This is a genomic window from Streptomyces sp. SID14515, from assembly GCF_010548505.1.
Lineage (GTDB): Bacteria > Actinomycetota > Actinomycetes > Streptomycetales > Streptomycetaceae > Streptomyces > Streptomyces caviscabies.
Window position 1 is genome coordinate 106,678 of the sequence record NZ_JAAGMH010000115.1, and the last position, 20,476, is coordinate 127,153.

The window sequence follows — 20,476 nt, forward strand, 5'->3', positions numbered from 1 at the left end:
TCCCGGGCCCGCCCCCGAGCCCTCCGCGGGCCCGCCCGTGATCCGGGTACGCGGTCTGACCATGGCGTACGGGGGCGTCGACGTCCTGCACGGCATCGATCTGGACATCCACCGCGGCGAGGTCTTCGCCCTGCTCGGGCCCAACGGCGCGGGGAAGACCACGACCGTCGAGATCCTGGAGGGCTTCCGGCGGCGGTCCGCCGGGGAGGTCCATGTCCTCGGTACGGATCCGGAGCGGGGCGACGACGCCTGGCGCGGCCGCATCGGGCTGGTGCTGCAGTCCTGGCGGGACCATCGCCGCTGGCGGGTCGCTGAGTTGCTGGCCCACTTCGCGTCGTACTACCCCGACCCTCGCGACCCGGCCGGGCTGCTGGAACTGGTCGGCCTCGCCGACCGGGGCGACCAGCAGGTGGAGCGGCTGTCCGGCGGTCAGCGCCGGAGGCTGGACGTGGCGCTCGGCATCGTCGGCCGGCCCGACCTCCTCTTCCTCGACGAGCCGACCACCGGCTTCGACCCGCAGGCGCGGCACGCGTTCCACGTCCTGATCGAACGGCTGGCCCGCGAGGAGGGCGTCACCGTTCTGCTCACCACGCACGACCTGGTGGAGGCGGAGCGGCTCGCCGACCGGATCGCCATGCTGGTCGGCGGCCGGATCCGGGCCTGCGGCACCCCGTCGGAGCTGGCCCGGCGGGCCGCCGCGCGGGCCGAGGTCCGCTGGACCGCCGCCGACGGCACGCCGCACCGCCGACGTACCGAGGACCCCTCGGAGTTGGTCTGGCAGCTGCATCGGGACGCGGACGGGCCGATCCCCGGCCTGGAGGTCCGCCGCCCGACCCTGGAGGACACCTATCTGCACATGGTGCACCGGGAGGGCGACGGCACGGACGGGACCGGCGACGGAGAGGCGCGGGCCGCATGAACACGGGCCGCACGAAGGGGACATCGATGGGAACGACCACGCTGCGGGCCGGCCTCCGCCGAGGCGGCATCGAACTGCGGCATCTCCTGCGCAACCCGAAGGAGTTGTCCGGGCATCTGACCAATGTGGTCGTCGCGCTGGTGATCGCCGCCTACGTCAGCGGTGACGTACCCGGCACTCAGACCCCGCTGTCCCATCTGGTGCTCGCGGGCTTCGCGGCGTATCTGCTGTTCCAGATCGGACTGATCAACCTCCCGCAGATGCTCGTCACCGAACGGGAGGAGGGCGTCCTGCTGCGGCTGCGCGCCACACCCGGCGGGATACCGGCGTACCTCGTCGCCAAGTCCCTGCTGGTGGTCGTCATGGCGGTCGGCACGCTGGCCCTGCTGCTCACGTCCACCGCCCTCCTGGTGGACGGGCCGCTGCCGCGCGGCGCGGGCGGCTGGCTGACGCTGCTGTGGGTCACCGCGCTCGGGCTGCTCGCCGTGGTGCCGCTGGGCGCGGCCATCGGGGCCGTACTGCCGAACCCGCGCGAGGCACTGGCGTTGATCATGCTGCCCACCATGGGGCTGCTGATCACCTCCGGGGCGGTGTTCCCGATCACCTCGCTGCCGGTGCCGGTCCAGCAGGTGGCCTCCGTCTTCCCGCTCAAGTGGATGGCCCAGGGCCTGCGTTCGGCGCTGCTGCCGGACTCCGCTCGGGCCGCCGAGGCGGCCGGCTCCTGGGAACTGCCCATGGTCGCCCTCGTACTGACGGCCTGGGCGGTCCTCGGCTTCCTTCTCGCGGTGCCACTCCTTCGCCGGGCCGCCCGCCGGGAGTCCGGCTCGCGTCTCGCCGCGCGCCACCGGAAGGCGGTGCAGAGCGGAGCCGTGGCGGGGTAGGGGGCGGGGGGGCGGCTCTGCGTGCGTGCCGAACCGGGCGACCGACCGACCGGCCGATCGGAAAAAGGAGGAGCGGGGCACGGAGCGCGCTGAAAGGATGGCGTGCTCCAGGACCGAGTCACCTCAGCACGCCACCCTCAGCCAGGAGACGCACCCACCGTGACCCGCACCAGCGCCGTTTCGCTGATCCGTTCCCGCACCCTCTCCGACGTGGCCGAGTACGCCTACGCCGCCACCGCGCCCGCCGGGTCCCGGCTGATCTTCCTCGCCGGTTCGTGTCCGCTCGACGAGCACGGCAACACCGTGGCCGTCGGCGACTACGCCGGTCAGGCGGCGAAGGCCATGGAGAACCTGCGGACCGCGCTCGCCGACGCGGGCGCTTCGGCCGAGGACGTCATCAGCACGCGGGTCCTCGTGGCATCGGCCCGGCAGGAGGATCTCGTGGCCGCCTGGGAGGTGGTCCGGGACTCCTTCGGCGACCACGACGCGCCCAGCACCCTGATGGGCGTCACCGTGCTCGGGTACGCCGACCAGCTCGTCGAGATCGAAGCCGTGGCCGCCGTCCTGGACGCTCCGGCACCCGGCGATCCGGCGGCCGACGCCCCGGCGCCCGGCGGACCGGCTTGCCCCCCGTCGGCGTAATGACGCCATGAGCCCGCTCGCCCCCGCACCCTGAGGCGGGTGAGTGATGACCGAGCCGCTGTCCAGCAGGCCGACGAGAAGAGCGCGGACCGTCTGACGACCCTGTGCGACGGGATCTTCGCCATCGCGATGACCCTGCTGGTCCTCGACCTCCACATCGAACCGGGCCTGGACAAGGCCGAGTTCACCGATGCTGTGCGCCAGGCGCTGCCGGACCTCGGTGCGTACGCCCTGAGCTTCACGATCCTGGCCGGGTTCTGGCGCGACCACCGGTTGATCGTGCGGCTGGTCCCGCGCTTCGAGGGCGTGTCGCTGTGGTTCGCGCTGATGTGGCTCGGCGCGATCGCCCTCGTGCCGTTCCCGACCGCGCTGCTCTCGGAGTACGCCGAGCGCCCGCTGACCGTGGCCGTGTACGGGGGCATGGTCGCCGTCACGAACCTGCTGGAGCTGGCGATGTTCCTGACCGGCAGGCGGGCGACGGAGCACGGGACGGATGCCGCCCGGGGCGATGTGGGCCGGGCGGTCGTCGCCGACCTGGCCTCGACCGCGGCGCTCTTCGCCACGACGGTGCCGGTCGCCTACCTCGTCTCCCCCGTCGCGGCCATGTGGTGCTGGCTGGCCCTGGTCCCGGTCAAGCTCGCCCTCGCCCATCGGAAGCGCGCCACCGCCCGCCGGCACGGCCGAGCGGGCTGAGGGCCGAGGCGGAGGGCGGCGCTCCGCGGCCCCGTACGGACGCGCAGACCGCGCCCTTCGCCCCCGTACGGGGAACGATGGGAGAGACCGGGCGTGCCCGGAGCCGGTACACACCCGTCACTCGAACGGCACACCCCCACATCATCCTCATCTCATATCTGAGATAACCTGCCGACATGTCAGACGACTACCTCGTACGTATCGGCAAGCTCATCCGTGACGCCCGTCAGCACCGGGGCTGGACACAGACCCAGCTGGCCGAGGCGCTCGCCACGAGCCAGAGCGCCGTCAACCGCATCGAGCGCGGCAACCAGAACATCAGCCTTGAGATGATCGCCCGCATCGGTGAAGCCCTCGACAGCGAGATCGTGTCGCTCGGTTACGCCGGGCCCATGCATCTGCGGGTCGTCGGCGGCCGGCGGCTCTCCGGGGCCATCGACGTCAAGACCAGCAAGAACGCCTGCGTCGCGCTGCTGTGCGCCACGCTCCTCAACAAGGGCCGCACGGTCCTGCGCCGGGTGGCCAGGATCGAGGAGGTGTTCCGGCTCCTGGAGGTGCTGAACTCCATCGGGGTGCGCACCCGCTGGGTCAACGACGGCGTGGACCTGGAGATCGTGCCGCCCGCGCAGCTGGACATGGAGGCGATCGACGCCGACGCCGCGCGCCGCACCCGCTCGATCATCATGTTCCTGGGCCCGCTGCTGCACCGGATGGAGCAGTTCACCCTGCCGTACGCGGGCGGCTGCGACCTCGGCACCCGCACGATCGAGCCGCACATGATCGCGCTTCGCCGGTTCGGCCTGGAGATCGCGGCCACGGAGGGCCTGTACCACGCGCAGGTCGACCGCTCCGTCTCGCCCGGCCGCCCCATCGTGCTGACCGAGCGCGGCGACACCGTGACCGAGAACGCCCTGCTGGCCGCCGCCCGGCACGACGGCACGACCGTCATCCGCAACGCCTCGTCCAACTACATGGTCCAGGACCTGTGCTTCTTCCTGGAGGCGCTGGGCGTACGGGTCGACGGCGTCGGCACCACGACGCTCACCGTGCACGGGGTCCCGCAGATCGACGTGGACGTGGACTACTCCCCGTCCGAGGACCCGGTCGAGGCGATGAGCCTGCTGGCCGCCGCGGTGGTGACCGAGTCCGAACTCACCATCCGCCGGGTGCCGATCGAGTTCCTGGAGATCGAGCTCGCGGTCCTGGAGGAGATGGGCGTCGACTGCGATCGCACCCCGGAGTACGCCGCCGACAACGCCCGCACCCGCCTGGTGGACCTGACCGTGCGGCCCTCCAAGCTGGAGGCCCCGATCGACAAGATCCACCCGATGCCGTTCCCCGGCCTCAACATCGACAACGTCCCGTTCTTCGCGGCGATCGCCGCCGCCGCGCACGGCCAGACCCTGATCCACGACTGGGTCTACGACAACCGCGCGATCTACCTCACCGACCTCAACCGCCTCGGCGGCCGCCTCCAACTCCTCGACCCCCACCGGGTCCTGGTCGAGGGCCCGACCCGCTGGCGCGCCGCGGAAATGATGTGTCCGCCCGCGCTGCGGCCCGCCGTGGTGGTGCTGCTGGCGATGATGGCGGCGGAAGGCACCTCCGTACTCCGCAACGTCTATGTGATCAACCGCGGTTACGAGGAGCTGGCCGAGCGGCTCAACTCGGTGGGCGCGCAGATCGAGATCTTCCGGGACATCTGACGGACGAATCCCACCGCCCCCCTTCCGGCTTGCTGTTCAGCGGGCCGGAAGGGGTGCGGATACGCGTCCGAGCGTCGAACTCCGCCCGTACGGTCTTCCCCACGGCCGCCCGGCAGCGCATCGCGGCGGGTACAGAACCCAACCGCCCCGACGATTCAACGTCGCCTGTAATAAGGTGCGTTGTTCACGCCGGAACAGGGGGAACGGTGACGTTCGACGACGAGTGGACGCAGCTCACATCAGAGGCCAGGGATCGCCACTCCGCGCAGATGCGACTCAATGCGGCCGGGACGGCACCGGGTGAGTCCGGAACTGGCGGGGACCTGGTGGTCCACCAGGACGACCTGGGTGCCGTCGGCAATGAGGCGTTTCGGGTTCATGGTGCACTGCAGAAGCACGCCGATATCGCCGGAGCCGGGATGGACAAGGCGGGAGCCGGGACGACGGCCCGGGCCGCGGCGGAGTTGAAGAGCCGGAATTTCGACGCGGGCACTGAGCTGTTTACCACGCTCGAGGTATGGACTTCGCAGGTCAAGACCGTCCTGCAGATGTGTGCTCACATTTCCAACCACCTGGACTACTCGAAAAAAAGCCATGCCAAGGACGAGGTGGAGATCGCCTCCGCGCTCACGCGGAGGGACGGCTCCGCGGTCCCGGTGTCCGAGCTGCTCAAGTACGTGAAGTGAGCGGTCGGCACACCATGGGGACGTTCAGCTATACAGATCTTGTCGAAGTCGACCTCGGGAAGCTCAATACCGCCGCAGCCGACTGGAAGTCCATGGCCGCGAACTTGAAGAAGCTGAGGACTGGTGTCTACAGCGGCCTTCTCCAGCTGTCGGACGGAGCTCAGTGGGCGGGCCTGAACGCCTCGGTCACCAAGGAGTTCGTCCGGAAGACAGCGAAGGAAGTCGCGGATCTGCACCTGGAGGCAGCTTCCATCTCCGCTGTACTCGAAGACGCCCACGACGAACTGGCACGCCTTCAGAAGAAGGCCCGGGAACTGTCCGCGGAGGCACGCAAGGGGAATCCGGCCCGCCGGGGAGAACCGGATCCGGGCCTGGTGGTGACGGACGGCCCCAACGGTACGGTCAAAGTGACGGAAGCCTTCTGTGATGCGGACGGAACCTCACAGCGGACCAAGGACTTGATGCAGTGGTACGCGGACACCCTCACCGGGTTGGTGGCCCATGCGGCCGAGATCGACGCCGCCGTGACACGTGCGTTGAAGCGCAGTCACGGCGGCGACCCGCACAACGCGGGGCATGCGACGTACACCTCGCTGGACGAGGACCAGTTGCCCCGAGCCACGAAACTCGCCTCGCTCGGCGGCGACGCGAACACCGCGCAACGTGCTGAGCTGCGGCGGCTGTGGACTTCGTTGAGCCCGCAGGCTCGTGGGGAGTTGTGGGCGGGACACAAGGACGACCTGCTGGCCGCCGGGTTGCTCGCTCCGTCGGTGAAGCAAGCCGCTGCCGACCGGGGATCCGGCCCGTACAACGTCGAGGAGCCGGGCGCGGAGGAGCGCAGGAACCGGGAGAAGATGAACCTGGTGGCCGAGTTGGCCGACTGGAAGGGTGACAACGACGCCGCCCGGCACATGGCGCATTACCTGGGGAACAGCGGAACGGATATGGACCTGCCCGTCGACAAGATGATGTCCGAGGTGCCCGAATTTCGCTCGCACATCGAGCGCACTGTCACAGATCACCAGAACGCATGGCGTGATCAGGCACTGGCGGAGTTCAGGAGGAACGGCGGACAGCCGGTGTCGCTACCGGTGGAGACCGACAACCGGGACTTCAGCTTCACCCCTGATGTCAATGAGAACTGGTTCTACGCGGTGGGTTCCACCAGGTCCAACGTGACAGGAGTGGTCACCGTGGTGCCGGATACCGATGGGGAGCCCAAGGTCAGCCTTGACTATCAGGCCAACGCCTGGGATCGCTACAACTGGGACGAGAACAAGGGAGTGTCCATCGGTCTCGTGGGAGACAGCACCATGGACATCCCGGACGGCCAGATGGCTCGCTTCCACACCACCGGCATCGCCCGCGAATTCGACATGGCGGGCAGCAGCTCGGTGAAACACTACGACCTGGGTGCGTCCGCCACGGACCATGGCCCTGTGCCACAGCCCGACGAGCCGGAGCGTGATGGCGATCGCACGGATCCCGGTCGTGAGCAGCAGGAAGGACGGTAGAGGCTCCCATGAGCGGTCTCGGTCATGAAGTCGAGGGTGAACAGTCCGAGTCTCCACGTCGCCCCCGGGTCGCACTCGCCGTCGTCGCTCTGGCGCTCTGCGTCAGTGGCGCCGCCGCGGCCGGCGGATTGTGGTGGGTGTCCGACCGCTCGGAGTCTCAGTTGGTGAACCAAGAGATGAATTGCTGCTGGGAGGAGGGGGCGACCCCGGCCTGGATGAGCGAACAAATAGGCATCCGCTTCCCGGAGCAGGCATCGGACCGGCGCGCGGGCTACAAGGTCGGTCAGCGCTACGACACGGGACTGCTTTCCTTCGTCCTGCCGAGCAAAGATGCTCGAACTTACACGGACCGACTCATCCCGGATGACATCGAGATCTCTGGAAACACCCTCGTCAAGGAGAAGGACTACCGCCCTGCGGCCACCTTCACCCATCTAAGGCTGCCGGATCCGGAAACGTTCACCCGAAATCTTCGCAGGACCAGCCTCTGTCCCGAGGGACTCGACACTCCTGAGGGCACACACCTTCAGCGTTGTATCGACCTGTTCGTGCACGAGTTCAAGCCCGGCATGACGCGGCTGTACGTCCGGTCGACCATCGAGCCGTCCGTGACGCCACCGCCGGCGGGCACGGAGCAGTAGGTCTGCACAAGCCTCCGAGCTGTCCCCAGGACGCGGGGCGGCACTCGGCGGCCTCGGACCTTCGGATGTGGGCCGGAGCATCCGCCCCGGCGAGCGCGGGCGGCCCCCGCCCGCCGCCCCTCACCGCGCCCCGCTCCCGGCGCGCACCCCCAGGCGGTCACCGACCGTGGCCACCACCCGCTCCCACGCGTCGTCGACGAAGAAGTGGTCCCCCTCGAAGGCGGCCAGATCGAACCGGCCCGTGGAGTGCCGTCGCCAGGCGGAGAGTTCCGCCAGGCCGGCGTCCTCGTCCAGCACGCCGCCCAGGGCGGTGATCGGGCAGGTCAGCGGTGTCCCTTCCGTGAACTCGTAGGTTTCGGACGCGGTGAAATCGGCCCGCAGCACCGGCAGCAGGAGCTTGCGGAACTCCGGGTCGGTCAGCGCGCGCAGCGTGCGTGACCGTTCGCTGAGCTTCGCCAGGAACTCCGCGTCCGGCAGGTGGTGCAGGGTCTCTTCGCGCAGGGGCAGGTGGGGCGCCCGGTGGCCCGACACCAGGAGCCGCACCGGCTGGATGCCGTGTTCGGTGGCCAGTATCCGGGCGCACTCGAACGCGAGCAGGGCGCCGAGGCTGTGTCCGAACAGGGCGATCGGACGGACCGTCAAGTCCGTCAAGCCGGTCAGTACGGTCCGGACATCGGCCAGCAGGTCGTCCCAGCGGTCTCGGGGCGTCTCGTTGATCCGCTCGCCGTGGCCGGGCAGTTGCATGGGGCGGACCTCGATGTCCGGTCCCAGGCGCCGGCGCCATCGGACGTACGTCTGGGCGTTGCCGCCCGCGTAGGCGAAGCACAGCAGGCGCAGCGGCTCAGTCACCCGGGCTCACCCCGATCATGATCGAGGAGATCGTGCGGAGCAGAACGTTGGACGTGCCCTCGTAGATCTTTCCGGCCTTGGCGTCCCGATAGAAGCGTTCCACGGGGTAGGCGTCGGTGTATCCGTTGCCGCCAAGGGTCTCCACCGCCACCGAGGCCGCCCGTTCGGCCACCTCGGAGGCCACGTACTTCGCCATGGCGGTCAGCCGCATCAGCTCGACCGGGTCCGTGCCCCGGCCGTACAGGTCGACCGCCTGGTACAACAGCGCGCGGGCCGCCGCCAGATGGCTCGCCACATCGGCCAGCGGGAAGCGGACGCCCTGGTATTCGGCGATCCGGCTGCCGAACTGCTCGCGGGACCGGCTGTAGCCGACCGCCACGTCCAGGGCGCCCTGCGCGAGCCCGATCATCTGTGCGGCGATGCCGAGCCGGCCGAGGTCCAGCCCGGCCATCGCCACCGTCTGGCCGCCGCCGGGCGGGCCGATGCGCTGGGCGGCACGGACCGGGGTGCGGTCGAAGATCACGTCCGAGGTGGCCGCCGCTCGCACCCCCATCTGCTCGACCCGGTGGTCCAGGGAGACTCCGGGTGCGTCGGCGGGTACCACGAACGCCGTGGGTCCGCCGTCGTCGACCAGGGCGAAGACCAGCAGCAGATCGGCGTTGCGGGCGTTGCTGGTCCACCGCTTGCGGCCGCTCAGCACGTATCCCGCGTCCTCCTTGCGGGCGACGGTGGTCAGCGCGAACGCGTCGCTGCCCGCCTGTTCCTCGGACAGGGCGAAGGCGCCGACCCTCCCGGTGGCCAGCTGGGGAAGGTACTGCCTGCGCTGGTCGCCCGACGCCTGGCGCAGCAGCGTGCCCGCGACGAGGACGTTGTGCACATGAACCCCGACGGCGACGCCGGGATCCACCCGCGCCACCTCCTCGATGGTGAGGATCACCTGGCAGAGGGTGCCGCCCGTGCCGCCGTAGCCGCGCGGGATCTCCACCGCCATCAGGCCTTCCGCGAACAGGCGCTCGCGCAGGGTCGCGTCCAGTCCGGCCGTCCTGTCCATCTTCGCGGAGAGCGGGGCGATCTCCTCCTCGGCGAAGCGCCGGATCCGCTCCCGCCACCGCTGGTTCTCCGGGCTGTCGGGGTGATCCGTTGCGGGCCGTTCGGGCGTCGCGTTCACCGTGCTTCACCCGCCAGGGCCGGACGGGCGGCTTCCACCGCACGCGCCAACTCGGCGACCGTACGGGTGGCCGGCAGCTCGCTCACCGCCAGATCGACCGCGTACTCACTGCGCAGCCGAGCCGCCAGCCGCATCGCGCCGAGCGAGTGCAGGCCCAGATCGCCCAGCGCGTCGCCCACGCCCACGGCCGGGACCTGGAGGAGCTCGGACAGCAGACCGGCGAGCAGCCGCTCGGCCTCGGTCCTCGGGGCGATGAACCGAGCGGCCGTCACGGCTTCCGGTACGGGCAGGGCGGAGACGTCCACCTTGCCGCCCGGGGTGGTGGGGATCCGGTCGATCCAGTACACCGCGACCGGCACCATGTGTTCGGGCAGGCGGGTGCGCAGCAGCTCCCGTAGGGGTTCGGTGAGCCCGGGACCCGCGGCGGGCGACGCGGCCGGTTCCTCCGGTACCGCGTAGCCGACCAGCCGTTGCGCCCCGCCCGTGCCGTGGACCGCCACCGTCGCCGACCGTACGCCCGGCAGCGCGCGCAACGCCGCCTCGATCTCGCCCGGTTCGACGCGGAAGCCGCGCACCTTGAGCTGTGCGTCGGCACGGCCCAGGAAGTGGAACTCCCCCTCGGCGGTGCCGGTCGCGAGGTCGCCCGTGCGGTACATCGGGAGCGCGGCCTCGGAGGACGGGCCCGTCTGCGGGGCGGCCGCGAAGCGCTCCGCCGTGAGCCGGTCCCGGTCGTGGTAGCCCGAGGCGACCGCGGGCCCGGCCACGCACAACTGGCCGGTGGCGCCCACCGGTACCGGGCGGTCGTCCTCGCCGAGCAGGAGCACCCGCTGGTTGGGCAGCGCGCGGCCGATCGGGATCGGCCGGTCGGTGCGTACGTCCTCCTCGCGCACCAGGTGGTACGTGGAGACCACGGTGGCCTCGGTGACCCCGTAGAGGTTGTACAGCTCGACGTCCCGGCCGCCGAACCGGGCGAACCAGGGCCGCAGGATCGCGGGGTCCAGCCGGTCGCCGCCGAGGAACACCCTGCGCAGCGCCGTGTCATCGGCGAGTTCGGGCGCCAGGTGCTCGAAGAGCGAGGGGGTCTCGCTGAGCACCGTCACCCGCTCCTGGGCGATCAGCCGGGCCAGGGCGCGCGGATCGCGTCCGGTCTCCCGGTCCACCACGACCAGCGAGCCGCCGTTGCCCAGCGCGCCCCAGATCTCCCACACCGAGTAGTCGAAGGCGAAGGAGTGCGCGAAGGTCCACACGTCGTCGGCCGTGAAGCCGAAGACCTCGCGGCCGGCGGCCAGCAGGCTCTGTACGTTGCGATGGGTGATCGGGACGCCCTTCGGGCGGCCGGTCGAGCCCGAGGTGTGGAGGAGGTAGGCCGGTGTGTCGGGGGCGCTCGTGGGGGCGGGGTCGGATGGGCTGCTGTCGGCCGTCTGTGGGGTTCCTCGGCGGTCCGCCTGTCCGTCGCTCCGCGAGCCCGTCCGGCGGTCCGTCCGGTGGGCCACTTCCGCGAGCGTGACCGTCCTCGCCCCGTCCGCCTCGATCAGGCCGTCCGGTACGCCGTCGACGAGCACCAGCTCCGCGGCCGAGTCGGCCAGCACCTCGGCCAGCCGGTCCGCCGGATACTCCGGGTCCAGCGGGACATAGGCCGCGCCGGCCTTGAACACGCCGATCATGGCGGCCACCAGGTCGATGGACCGGGGCAGGCACAGGCCCACGCGCGTCACGCCCGGACACCGCTCGCGCAGAGTGGCGGCGATCCGGTCGGAGTACGCGTCCAGCTCCCCGTAGGTGAGCGTGCGGCTCCCGCAGCGTACGGCGACCGCCTCCGGGCGCAGCCGCGCGTGCCGCCGGAAGGTCTCGTGCAGGGTCTCGGCGACCGGCTCGGTGAGGGGTGCGGTCGCGGGTTCCGGGGTGCTGAGGAAGGTCAGCTCCCCCAGGGTCGCTTCCGGGCGTTCGACCATCTGCGTGAGCACCGAGACGACTTCGCCGGCGATACGTTCCGCCACCTCGTCGGAGACCTTCCGGCGGTCGTGGACGATCCGCAGCGGCATATCGGCGCCCGGCATGATCACCATGGTGATCGGGAAGTGGGGCCTGCCGTCGTAGACCAGTTCGGTCATCTCCGCCCCGACGTCCGCCAGGTCGAAGTCCGGCATCGGCACGTTCTCGTAGGACACGCTGCTGCGGAGGATCGGAATAGCGGAGTCCGTACCGAGCAGGGACTGCATCTCGGTCAGCGGCACGGCACTGTGCCCGCTCGCCTCGATGCCGTACTTGCCGAACTCCCGCAGCCAGGACCGCAGCGGCTTCGTGGGGTCCAGCTTCCTGCGCAGCGGCAGGGTGGCGATCATCGGCCCCAGGATGTCCTCGGAGCCGACCAGGTCGGCGGGCCGGTGCGCCATGGTGATCCCGCAGGTGAGATCCGTACGGCCGAGGAAGCGGCCCAGCACGACGAACCAGGCTCCCTGCGCCAGCGTGGCGAGTGTCAGCTGTTCGGCGCGGGCCAGCGCGGTCAGCCGGGGGGCCAGATCGCCCAGGATCCGCTCGAAGTGGGCGTGGGTGGGCTCGCCCTCGGGCACCTCGGTCCCGCCCAGGTGCAGGTGTTCCACCGGCCGGTAGCCCGCCAGCTCCTTGCGCCAGAACTCCCGCGCCTCCTCCGGGTCCCGCTCGCGCCACCAGGAGAGGTAGTCGCGGTAGGGGCGGCCCGGCGAGACGGCCGGCTGTCCGCCCCGGCACAGCACCCGGTAGTGGTCGATGAAGTCCTGGATGGCCAGGGTGAAGGACCAGCCGTCCATCAGCAGATGCGAGAACCGCCAGGAGAACGTCCACCGGTCGTCACCGCGCCGGATCAGCGTGATGCGCATCAGGGGAACGTCCGTCAGGTCGAACCCCTTCGCCCGCTCGGCGTCCAGGGCCGCCCGCAGCCGGTCCCGCTGGGTGTCCTCGTCGAGGTCGCGCCAGTCCAGCGTCTCCAGCGGCAGCGTGGCCGAACCGTGCACGACCTGCACCACGGTTCCGTTCTTCCGCCAGTGGAAGGAGCTGCGCAGGATCGGGTGCCGGTCGACGACCAGTTGCCACGCCCGCTCGAAGTGCTCGGGGTGCATCGTCCCGGTGAACTCCAGCCCCAGCTGTTCCACATAGATGCCGAGACCCGGCTGGGCGAGTTGCTCGTAGAGCAGGCCCTGCTGGATCGGTGAGAGTTCGTAGATGTCCGCGATATCGCGTACAGGTCGCTCGGTGGTGCCCTTGTCGGTCATCTCAGCCCCGTCCGCCGTTGTCACCGGTCACCGCAGTTCGTCGAGAAATTCGGCCAGCTCGTCCTCGGACAGGTCGGCCAGGGGGAAGTCGGACGGTTCGTAGGAGCCCTCCGCCGCCGCGCGGCAGTGCTCGGCGATCTCAGCGAGCGCCGCGCCGAACGCGTCGGCCAGGCGGGTCGCCTCGTCCTCGGCCACGGCTTCGCCGAGCTGCCAGCGCATCCGCAGGGCGCCGTCCACCACGGCGGTGCTGAGCTGCCCCGCCGCCCGGTCGTGCCGGCCCGCGAGGCCGCTGATCCCGGCGAAGTCCGCGGGAACGCCGATCGCGCCCTCGACGCGGTCCCAGGTCACCACCTCCCGGACCGTGACCGTCGCCCCCAGGACCGGGAGCGGCTGCGCGGTCCGGAGGCGGCTCTTCACCAGCAGCAGGGCGTCGTCGAGCGGTGTCCGCGCCGCCGTCGGCTCCACGGTCCGCAGCTCGGTCACCCGGCCCACCAGACGTCCGGCGGGTTCGTCGCTGGCTGCCAGATCGGCCCGGAGCGAACGCTCCACCAGGAGCTGCGGCGGTTCGGCCAGCGTCCTGCCCAGCGCCACGGACGCCGCCGCCACCAGCACCTCGGTCGGGTCGAGGTGGTGGCTGCCCGCGGCGGCGGCGAACAGCTCCGCGGTACGCGTGGCGTCCAGCTCGACCGTCCGCCGCCGGGGCAGCTCCCGCGCCGCCCCGGTGGTCTCGGCGAGCCCCGCCGGGTGCGCCGGCTCCCGCCGCAGCCCCCGGTTCCACGCCTGCGGCGAACCCGCGCCCGCGCTCCACACCACGGGCCGACCGGCGGCCAACCGGTGGTAGGTGTGGGCCAGTTCGCGGCAGAGCAGGAGAACGGAGGCGTCGTCCATCAGCCCCTGGGTCACCGTGCAGGCCAGCACGCTGCCGCGCTCGCCCAGCCGGAACACCGCGAGCTTCACGGTCGGCCCGGCTTCGATGTCGAGTTCCCCGGCCATCTCGCCGAGCATCTGTTCCATCGCCTCGGTTCGTACGTCGTCGGGCAGGGCGCCGAGGTCGATCTCCGGCACCTCGGGGTCCTCGCCCCGGTCGTGGCGTACGGCGAACCGCCGGCCGTCCTCGGCGCGCACCCGGGTGCGCAGGGCCGGGTGGCGGTCGACCAGCGCGCTCAGGGCGCGGCCGGCCGGCGCCGGGTCGAACGTGTCCGGTACGTCGAGCACCACCGAGCCCACCTGGGACCGGGCCAGTTCCTGGTGCGGGGTGAGCGCCACTGCCGTGCCCGCGTCGTCGGCGACCGCCTCGGCGGGTACGGCCAGGGCCAGTTCGCGGAAGTCGGTGCTCTCGAACAGGTTCTGCGGGCTGATCGGGATGCCCTCGGCGTTGGCCCGGCCGACGAACTGCACGCCCATGATGGAGTCGCCGCCGAGCTCGAAGAAGTTGTCCCGCGCCCCGGGGCGTTCGACGCCGAGCAGGTCGGCGGCCAGGATCAGCAGCGTGCGCAGCGCCCCGGTGGCCTCCTCCTCGTCGTCCCGCTGTGTCCTCGCGTCCGTGTCGCCGCCGCTGCCCGCCCGCCGGGGGTCGGGCAGTGCGGAGCGGTCGACCTTTCCGTTGTCGCTCAACGGCATCTCGTCGATGAGGACGACATCGGACGGAATCATGTAGGAGGGCAGGGTGGCGGCGAGGTGGGCCCGCAGCCGGTCGGCGAAGTCCGGATCGTCCCGCATGCCCGGGTCGGCCGGTACGACATGGGCGACCAGCCGTTGCTGGGTGCGCGCGCCCGGCGCGGACACCACGGCGTTGAGGAGTTCGGGGTGGCCGCCGAGGGCGTGCTCGATCTCGCCCAGTTCGATGCGGTAGCCGCCGACCTTGACCTGGAAGTCATCGCGGCCGAGGAACTCGATGGTGCCGTCGGGCAGATACCGCCCGAGGTCACCGGTGCGGTACAGCCGCTCCCCCGTCTCCGGGTGCACGATGAACGACTCGGCGGTGCGCCGCTCGTCCCGCCAGTACCCCTCGGCCAGACCGGCCCCCGCGATGTGCAGTTGGCCCGGCACCCACACCGGGGCGTGCCCCAGCCGGTCGTTGAGGACATGGAAGCGCTGGTTGCGCAGGGGGCGTCCGTACGGGATGGAGGGCCACTCGGGTGCGACCTCGCCGATCGGGTGGGCGATGGACCACACCGCGGCCTCGGTGGCGCCGCCGAGGCCGATCACCTCGGTCGAGGGCGCCACCGCCCGCAGCCGGTCCGGCAGCGAGAGCGGTATCCAGTCCCCGCTGAGCAGGGTCAGCCGCAGCGCGGGGAGATGGCCCCGGTCGCCGGCCGGCTCCCGGCTCTCCAGGTGCTCGACCAGCATCTGCATCAGGGCGGGCACCGAGTTCCACACCGTTACCCCGTGCCGGCGGCACAGCTCGGTCCAGCGGTCCGGGTTGCGGCGGTCCGCCGCCTCGGGCAGCACGATCGCCCCACCCGCCGCGAGCATCCCGAACACATCGAACACGGAGAGGTCGAAGTTGAGGGCGGACAGCCCCAGCACCCGGTCGCCCGGTCCGATGCCGAACCGCTCCTCGATGTCCACCAGGGTGTTCAGCGCCGCCCGGTGGCTGACCGCCACGCCCTTGGGCGTACCGGTGGAGCCGGAGGTGTAGATGACGTAGGCGGTGTCGTCCGGGCGGGCCGGGCAGTGCCAGGCCGGCACGTCCGCCGGGCTCCAGGGCGCGTCCTCGGGCACCGGCAGCACCCGCGGCGCGTTCGGCCAGTGCGCCGCCGTGTCCGGTTCGGCCAGCACACAGCCGATCCCGGCCTGTTCGACCAGCCAGCGGCGTCGGGCCTCCGGCAGGCCGGGATCCAGGGGTACGTACGTACAGCCGGCCGCCGAGGCCGCCAGCGCCGCCACGATCTGGCGCCACCCCTTGGCCGTTCCGATGCCGACGACGGCTCCCCGGCCGAAGCCGGCCTCGGTCAGCGTGTGGGCCAACGCGACGGCCCGGCCGGTGAGTTCGGCGTAGTCGAGCGTACGGTCCTCGGTGATGACCGCCGGTTCGGCGGAGTCGGCGCGGGCCAGCACCCGGGCGGGCAGGACGTCCTCGGGCAGCTCACCGGCGGTGTCGTTGGCGGCGGTCCGGGCTTCGAGCTGACCGGCGGGCAGGTCGAGCACCGGCGGGCGGTGCCAGCCCTCGGTCTCCGCCAGGCCCACCACGAAGTCCTGGTAGGCCTGGAACATCTCCGCCATCAGCCCTTCGGGGAAGAGCCCGTCGACGGCGTGCCAGGCCAGCTCCAGGTTGCCCCCGAACTCCAGCAGGAAGTGGTCGATGGTCACCTGCGGGGTCTGCGAGATGAAGTAGCTCTGCTCGCCGAGCCAGTCCACCGGGGACGGCGTGGGCCCGCCGTCCGTGTCGCCGCCGAGCGCGCTGGTGAAGACGACCGGCATGACATCGCCCGCGCCACCGCGCGCCCTGGCCCGCTCGCGCAGGATGCGTACGCCGCTGACGTAACGGTGGTCGAAGTCCGCCCAGCTCTGCCGTTGCAGCTCGCGCACCAGCCCGGCGAAGTCGGGCGCCGCCACCGCGTCCACCTCCAGCAGGTCGAAGGAGGCGAACTCGCCCACCAGGTCGTCGACTTCCTCGTGGACCGGCAGCCGGTTGACGGCCGTGAAGTTCAGGGTGAACCGCTGGGACTTGCTCCAGGTGCCGATGGTGACGGCGAACGCGGCGAGCATCGCGCTGGACGGGGTGACGCCGAACTCGCCCGCCTTCGCCTTGATCCGGCCCCACAGCTCGGCGTCGAGCCGGGCGTGCCTGCGGACGAACGCCTGCCGCTCGCCGGCCACGGCGGCCTGGGCGGTGGGCAGTTCGGGTGCGGCGGGCAGCTCGCGTACCCGCTTGCGCCAGTACTCCAGCGAACGTTCGTACCGCGCGGTCCTGCGCAGCTCCTCCTCCGCGAGCACGTAATCGCGGAAGGTGAGGGTCAGCGGAGCCGGGGCGGCTTCGGGGTCCTGGTAGAACGCGCGCCACTGCGGCAGGAGTTGGTAGAAGAACGAGGAGACGTCGGCGACCAGCAGATCGAAGCTGATGTGCACCCGGACCCGCTGGTCCGGCAGCAGGCTGACGCGTATCTCCCACAGCGGCCAGGCGTCCGCCGGACGCACCTCGGCACCCATCCGGTCGCGGATCTCGGTCAGTTGCCGCTCCGCCTTCCCCGTCTCCGTGGCGCGCAGGTCGAGCACCTCGAAGCGGTAGGGCTCCACCTCCGCGAGGACCTGCTGCCGGCCGTCGGGGAGGACGACCATACGGAGCATGTCGTGCCGTTCCACCACCCGCTGCCAGGCCCGCTGCAGCCGGTCGACCTCGATGGTGCCGCTGTCGAACTCGAAGTACAGATGAGGGGCGACGCCGCCCATGTCGAAGCTGGACAGCCGGCCGATCCACTGGGCCTGCTGCATCTCGTTGAGCGGGAACGGCTCGAACCGTCGCTCCGGCCGCGGGACGAGGGTGGCCAGGCGGTCCTCGGGCCCGGCGGCGCCGGCCGCGCGCAGTTGCTCGGCCATGCCGCCGATGGTGGGGGTGGCCAGCAGGCTGCCGAGCTCCACCGTGACGCCGGAGGTGGCCTGGAGTCGGTTGAGCACCTGGATGGCGAGGAGCGAGTGGCCGCCGAGTTCGAAGAAGTTGTCCTGGGCGCCGATCGGCGCGATGCCGAACATCTCCTCCCAGATCCCGGCGATGGTGCTCTCCAGCTCGTCCGCCGGTTCCACGTAGGCGGTCACCAGGGTGCTCGGCCGGGTCGCCCGGGTGAGCCGCTCAGGGGCCGGCTCCTCGTGCTCGGCGAACTCGGGCACGAGGGGCGCGCCCGTCGCCGAGCCGCGCGGTTCGATCCAGTGGCGGTCGCGCTGGAAGGGGTATCCGGGCAGTTCCACCCGGTCGCGCCGGCCCTCGTGCAGGGCGGGCCAGTCGACCGCGCCGCCGAACAGCCAGATGTCGCCGACCGCGGTGCGCAGCACCTGGCCGTCCTCGGCGGGCTCGTCCGGCCTGCGCATCGTGGTGACGGCCGCGGCACGGGGTCCGCCGGTCTCCGTGCCGGCCCGGGCCAGGGTGCTCAGGGTGTTGCCGGGGCCCACCTCCACGAGGACGGCGGGGCCGTCGCCGATCGCGGTGCGGACGGCGTCGGCGAAGAGCACGGGGCGGCGCATGTGCGTACCCCAGTACGCCGGGTCCGTGGCCAGCTCGGCGCTGATGGCTTCGCCGGTGACGCAGGAGACGAACGGCCGGCCGGGGGCGGCGAGGGGCGTTGCGGCCACGGCCCGGGTGAACGGCTCCACGGCCGGGTCCATCATGGCCGAGTGGAAGGCGTGCGAGGTGTGCAGCGGGCGCACCGTGATCCGCCGGTCCGCCAGCAGTGCGCGGAGCTCCGCCACCGCCTCGTGCGGCCCGGAGGCCACGCAGAGGGTGGGTGCGTTGACGGCGGCGATGGACACCCCGGCCGGCAGGAGCGGCTCGACGTCCGCCGCGGCGGCGGCGATGGAGACCATGGCCCCGGTCGGCCGGTCCCGCATGAGCTTGCCCCGTACGGCCACCAGGCGCGCCGCGTCCGCCGGGGACAGCACGCCGGACAGGGCCGCCGCGGTGAACTCGCCGATGCTGTGCCCGACCATGACGTCCGGTTCGACGCCCCAGGACAGCAGCAGCCTGGCCAGCGCGTACTCGGTGGCGAACAGGGCCGGCTGCGCGAGCGTCGTGTGGGTCAGCCCGTCCTCGGCGGGTACGTCGGGGTAGAGCACGGTCCGCAGGTCGAGGCCGAGCGGCTCGGCCAGCAGGCGCGCGCACTCGTCCATGGCCTCGGCGAACACCGGTTCGCTCTCGTACAGGCCCCGGCTCATCCCGGGGTACTGCGCGCCCTGGCCGGGGAAGAGGAACACCACCTTCGCCTGGCCGCCGCCCGCGTCCGCGGCGCGCACCCGGCCCGGGTCGGCCCCGGACAGCAGCGCCGCCGCCTCGGCGGTGTCGGCGGCCACCAGGGCCCTGCGGTAACGCATGGCCGCGCGACCGGTCTGCAGGGTGTGGGCGACATCGGCCAGCGGTCGGTCGCCGAGTGCGGTCAGCCTGTCCGCGAGCGCCTCGGTGGCCGCGTCCAGGGCGGCCGGGGACTTGGCCGAGACCACCACCAGCTCCGGCCGGTCGGAGGCCTGGGAGGGGAGCGGTTCCGGCGCCTGCTCCAGCACCACATGGGCGTTGGTGCCGCCGATGCCGAAGGAGCTGACCCCGATCCGGCGGGGCGAGTCCCCCTCCGGCCACTGACGCAGCTCCGTGTTGACGAAGAACGGGGTGGCCGCGAAGTCGATGCGCGGGTTGGGGCGTTCGTAGTGGAGGCTGGGCACCAGCGTCCGGTGCCGCAACTGCAGCACGGCCTTGATGAAGCTCGCGATGCCCGCCGCCGACTCCAGGTGGCCGATGTTCGACTTGACGGAGCCTACGGCGCAGAACTGCTTGTCCGTGGTGTGCTTTCCGAACGCCCTGCTGAGCGCCGTGATCTCGATGGGGTCGCCGACATGGGTGCCCGTGCCGTGCGCCTCGATCGCGGTGATCGACCGGGCGGACACCCCGCTGTCGGCGATGGCGGCGGCGACCACCGCCTCCTGCCCGCTCACGCTCGGCGAGGTGTAACCGACCTTGTCCGCACCGTCGTTGTTCACCGCGGAGCCCTTGAGCACGGCGAGGATCCGATCGCCGTCGCGCCGGGCGTCGGCCAGTCGCTTGAGCACGACCACGCCGGCCCCGTTGCCGAAGACCGTGCCCGCGCCGTCGGCGTCGAACGGCCGGCACCGCCCGTCCGGGGAGTAGATCAGGCCCTGTTCGTAGCGGTAGCCGACGCGGTGCGGCACCCGGACGCAGACCCCGCCGGCGAGGGCGAGTTCGCAGGCGCCGGAGCGCAGGGACGCGGCGGCCTGGTGCACCGCCACCAGCGAGGTGGAGCACGCCGTCTGCACGTTCACCGCGGGCCCGGTCAGACCGAGTTTGTGGGCGGTCCGGCTGGCCAGATAGTCCTTGTCGTTGTGGATCTGGAGCTCGAACATCGTCGAGTCGAGGACGATCCGGGCCCCGCCGAGCAGGTTGGACATCAGATAGGCGGGCATGTTGCCGCCCGCGAACACCGCGGTGGCTCCGCACCGGGCTGGGTCGATCCCGGCGTGCTCCATCGCGTGCCAGGCGCTCTCCAGGAAGAGCCTTTGCTGCGGGTCGAGCAGCGCCGCCTCCCGGGCCGTGAAGCCGAAGAACCCGGCGTCGAAGAGCTCGATCCCCTCCAGCGTCGGCGCGACCGGGACGTAGCCCGGTGCGTCGAAGAGCTCCCGGCCGATCCCCTCGGCGAGCAGGTCGTCCTCGGTCAGCCTCTCGATCGACTCGACGCCGGAGCGCAGGTTGTGCCAGTAGGCGTCGATGTCGGGGGCGCCGGGGAAGCGGCCCGCCATACCGACAACGGCGATATCGACGGGCGTGCCGCGGTGCTGGACACCATGCTGGGCACCCGAGGCAGGGACTTGGACAC

The 20,476-nt window shown here is 71.5% G+C and carries 12 protein-coding genes; 8 read left to right on the forward strand and 4 right to left on the reverse strand.

The window, feature by feature from the left end; genetic code table 11:
• Positions 1-61 precede the first annotated feature (61 nt).
• The 8 genes from G3I54_RS27330 (at position 62) to G3I54_RS27365 (ending at position 7,682) form a co-directional block, all read left to right on the forward strand.
• Positions 62-919 (forward strand): ABC transporter ATP-binding protein, encoded by an 858-nt coding sequence (locus tag G3I54_RS27330; protein WP_203687260.1) that lies wholly within the window; start codon positions 62-64, stop codon positions 917-919.
• Positions 920-945: 26 nt separating this feature from the next.
• The gene (locus G3I54_RS27335; protein WP_164618128.1) at positions 946-1,800 is read left to right on the forward strand and encodes an ABC transporter permease; all 855 of its coding nucleotides are present in this window, start codon (positions 946-948) and stop codon (positions 1,798-1,800) included.
• Between the two features lie 159 nt (positions 1,801-1,959).
• Positions 1,960-2,442, forward strand: a complete 483-nt coding sequence (locus G3I54_RS27340; RefSeq protein WP_164618130.1) for a RidA family protein — start codon at positions 1,960-1,962, stop codon at positions 2,440-2,442.
• Positions 2,443-2,481: 39 nt separating this feature from the next.
• Positions 2,482-3,135 carry a TMEM175 family protein gene (locus tag G3I54_RS27345; RefSeq protein ID WP_164618132.1) on the forward strand — a complete coding sequence of 218 codons (654 nt, stop codon included), beginning with the start codon at positions 2,482-2,484 and terminating at the stop codon, positions 3,133-3,135.
• Between the two features lie 176 nt (positions 3,136-3,311).
• Positions 3,312-4,841, forward strand: coding sequence for a UDP-N-acetylglucosamine 1-carboxyvinyltransferase (locus G3I54_RS27350; protein WP_137230472.1), 1,530 nt, complete (start codon positions 3,312-3,314; stop codon positions 4,839-4,841).
• Between the two features lie 206 nt (positions 4,842-5,047).
• Positions 5,048-5,527 (forward strand): hypothetical protein, encoded by a 480-nt coding sequence (locus G3I54_RS27355; protein ID WP_343240430.1) that lies wholly within the window; start codon positions 5,048-5,050, stop codon positions 5,525-5,527.
• A gap of 14 nt (positions 5,528-5,541) precedes the next feature.
• A complete protein-coding gene (locus G3I54_RS27360; protein ID WP_164618134.1) occupies positions 5,542-7,041 on the forward strand; it encodes a hypothetical protein in 1,500 nt (499 codons plus the stop codon).
• Positions 7,042-7,049: 8 nt separating this feature from the next.
• Complete coding sequence (locus tag G3I54_RS27365) at positions 7,050-7,682, forward strand: hypothetical protein (protein WP_239144591.1); 633 nt, start codon at positions 7,050-7,052, stop codon at positions 7,680-7,682.
• A 120-nt stretch (positions 7,683-7,802) separates the two neighbouring features.
• On the opposite strand, the gene G3I54_RS27370 is transcribed toward G3I54_RS27365, so the two are convergent.
• From G3I54_RS27370 to G3I54_RS27385, 4 genes are read right to left on the reverse strand one after another with little or no spacing between them, the layout of a single operon-like run.
• Positions 7,803-8,531, reverse strand: a complete 729-nt coding sequence (locus G3I54_RS27370) for an alpha/beta fold hydrolase (RefSeq protein WP_164618136.1) — start codon at positions 8,529-8,531, stop codon at positions 7,803-7,805.
• Entirely contained in the window at positions 8,524-9,699 is a 1,176-nt protein-coding gene (locus G3I54_RS40040; RefSeq protein ID WP_164618138.1) for an acyl-CoA dehydrogenase family protein, read from the reverse strand. The genes G3I54_RS27370 and G3I54_RS40040 overlap by 8 nt, the downstream gene beginning before the upstream one ends.
• Positions 9,696-12,947, reverse strand: a complete 3,252-nt coding sequence (locus G3I54_RS27380) for a non-ribosomal peptide synthetase (protein ID WP_164618140.1) — start codon at positions 12,945-12,947, stop codon at positions 9,696-9,698. Before G3I54_RS27380 ends, G3I54_RS40040 begins: the two co-directional genes overlap by 4 nt.
• A gap of 27 nt (positions 12,948-12,974) precedes the next feature.
• Positions 12,975-20,414 carry an amino acid adenylation domain-containing protein gene (locus tag G3I54_RS27385; protein ID WP_343240436.1) on the reverse strand — a complete coding sequence of 2,480 codons (7,440 nt, stop codon included), beginning with the start codon at positions 20,412-20,414 and terminating at the stop codon, positions 12,975-12,977.
• Positions 20,415-20,476 lie beyond the last annotated feature (62 nt).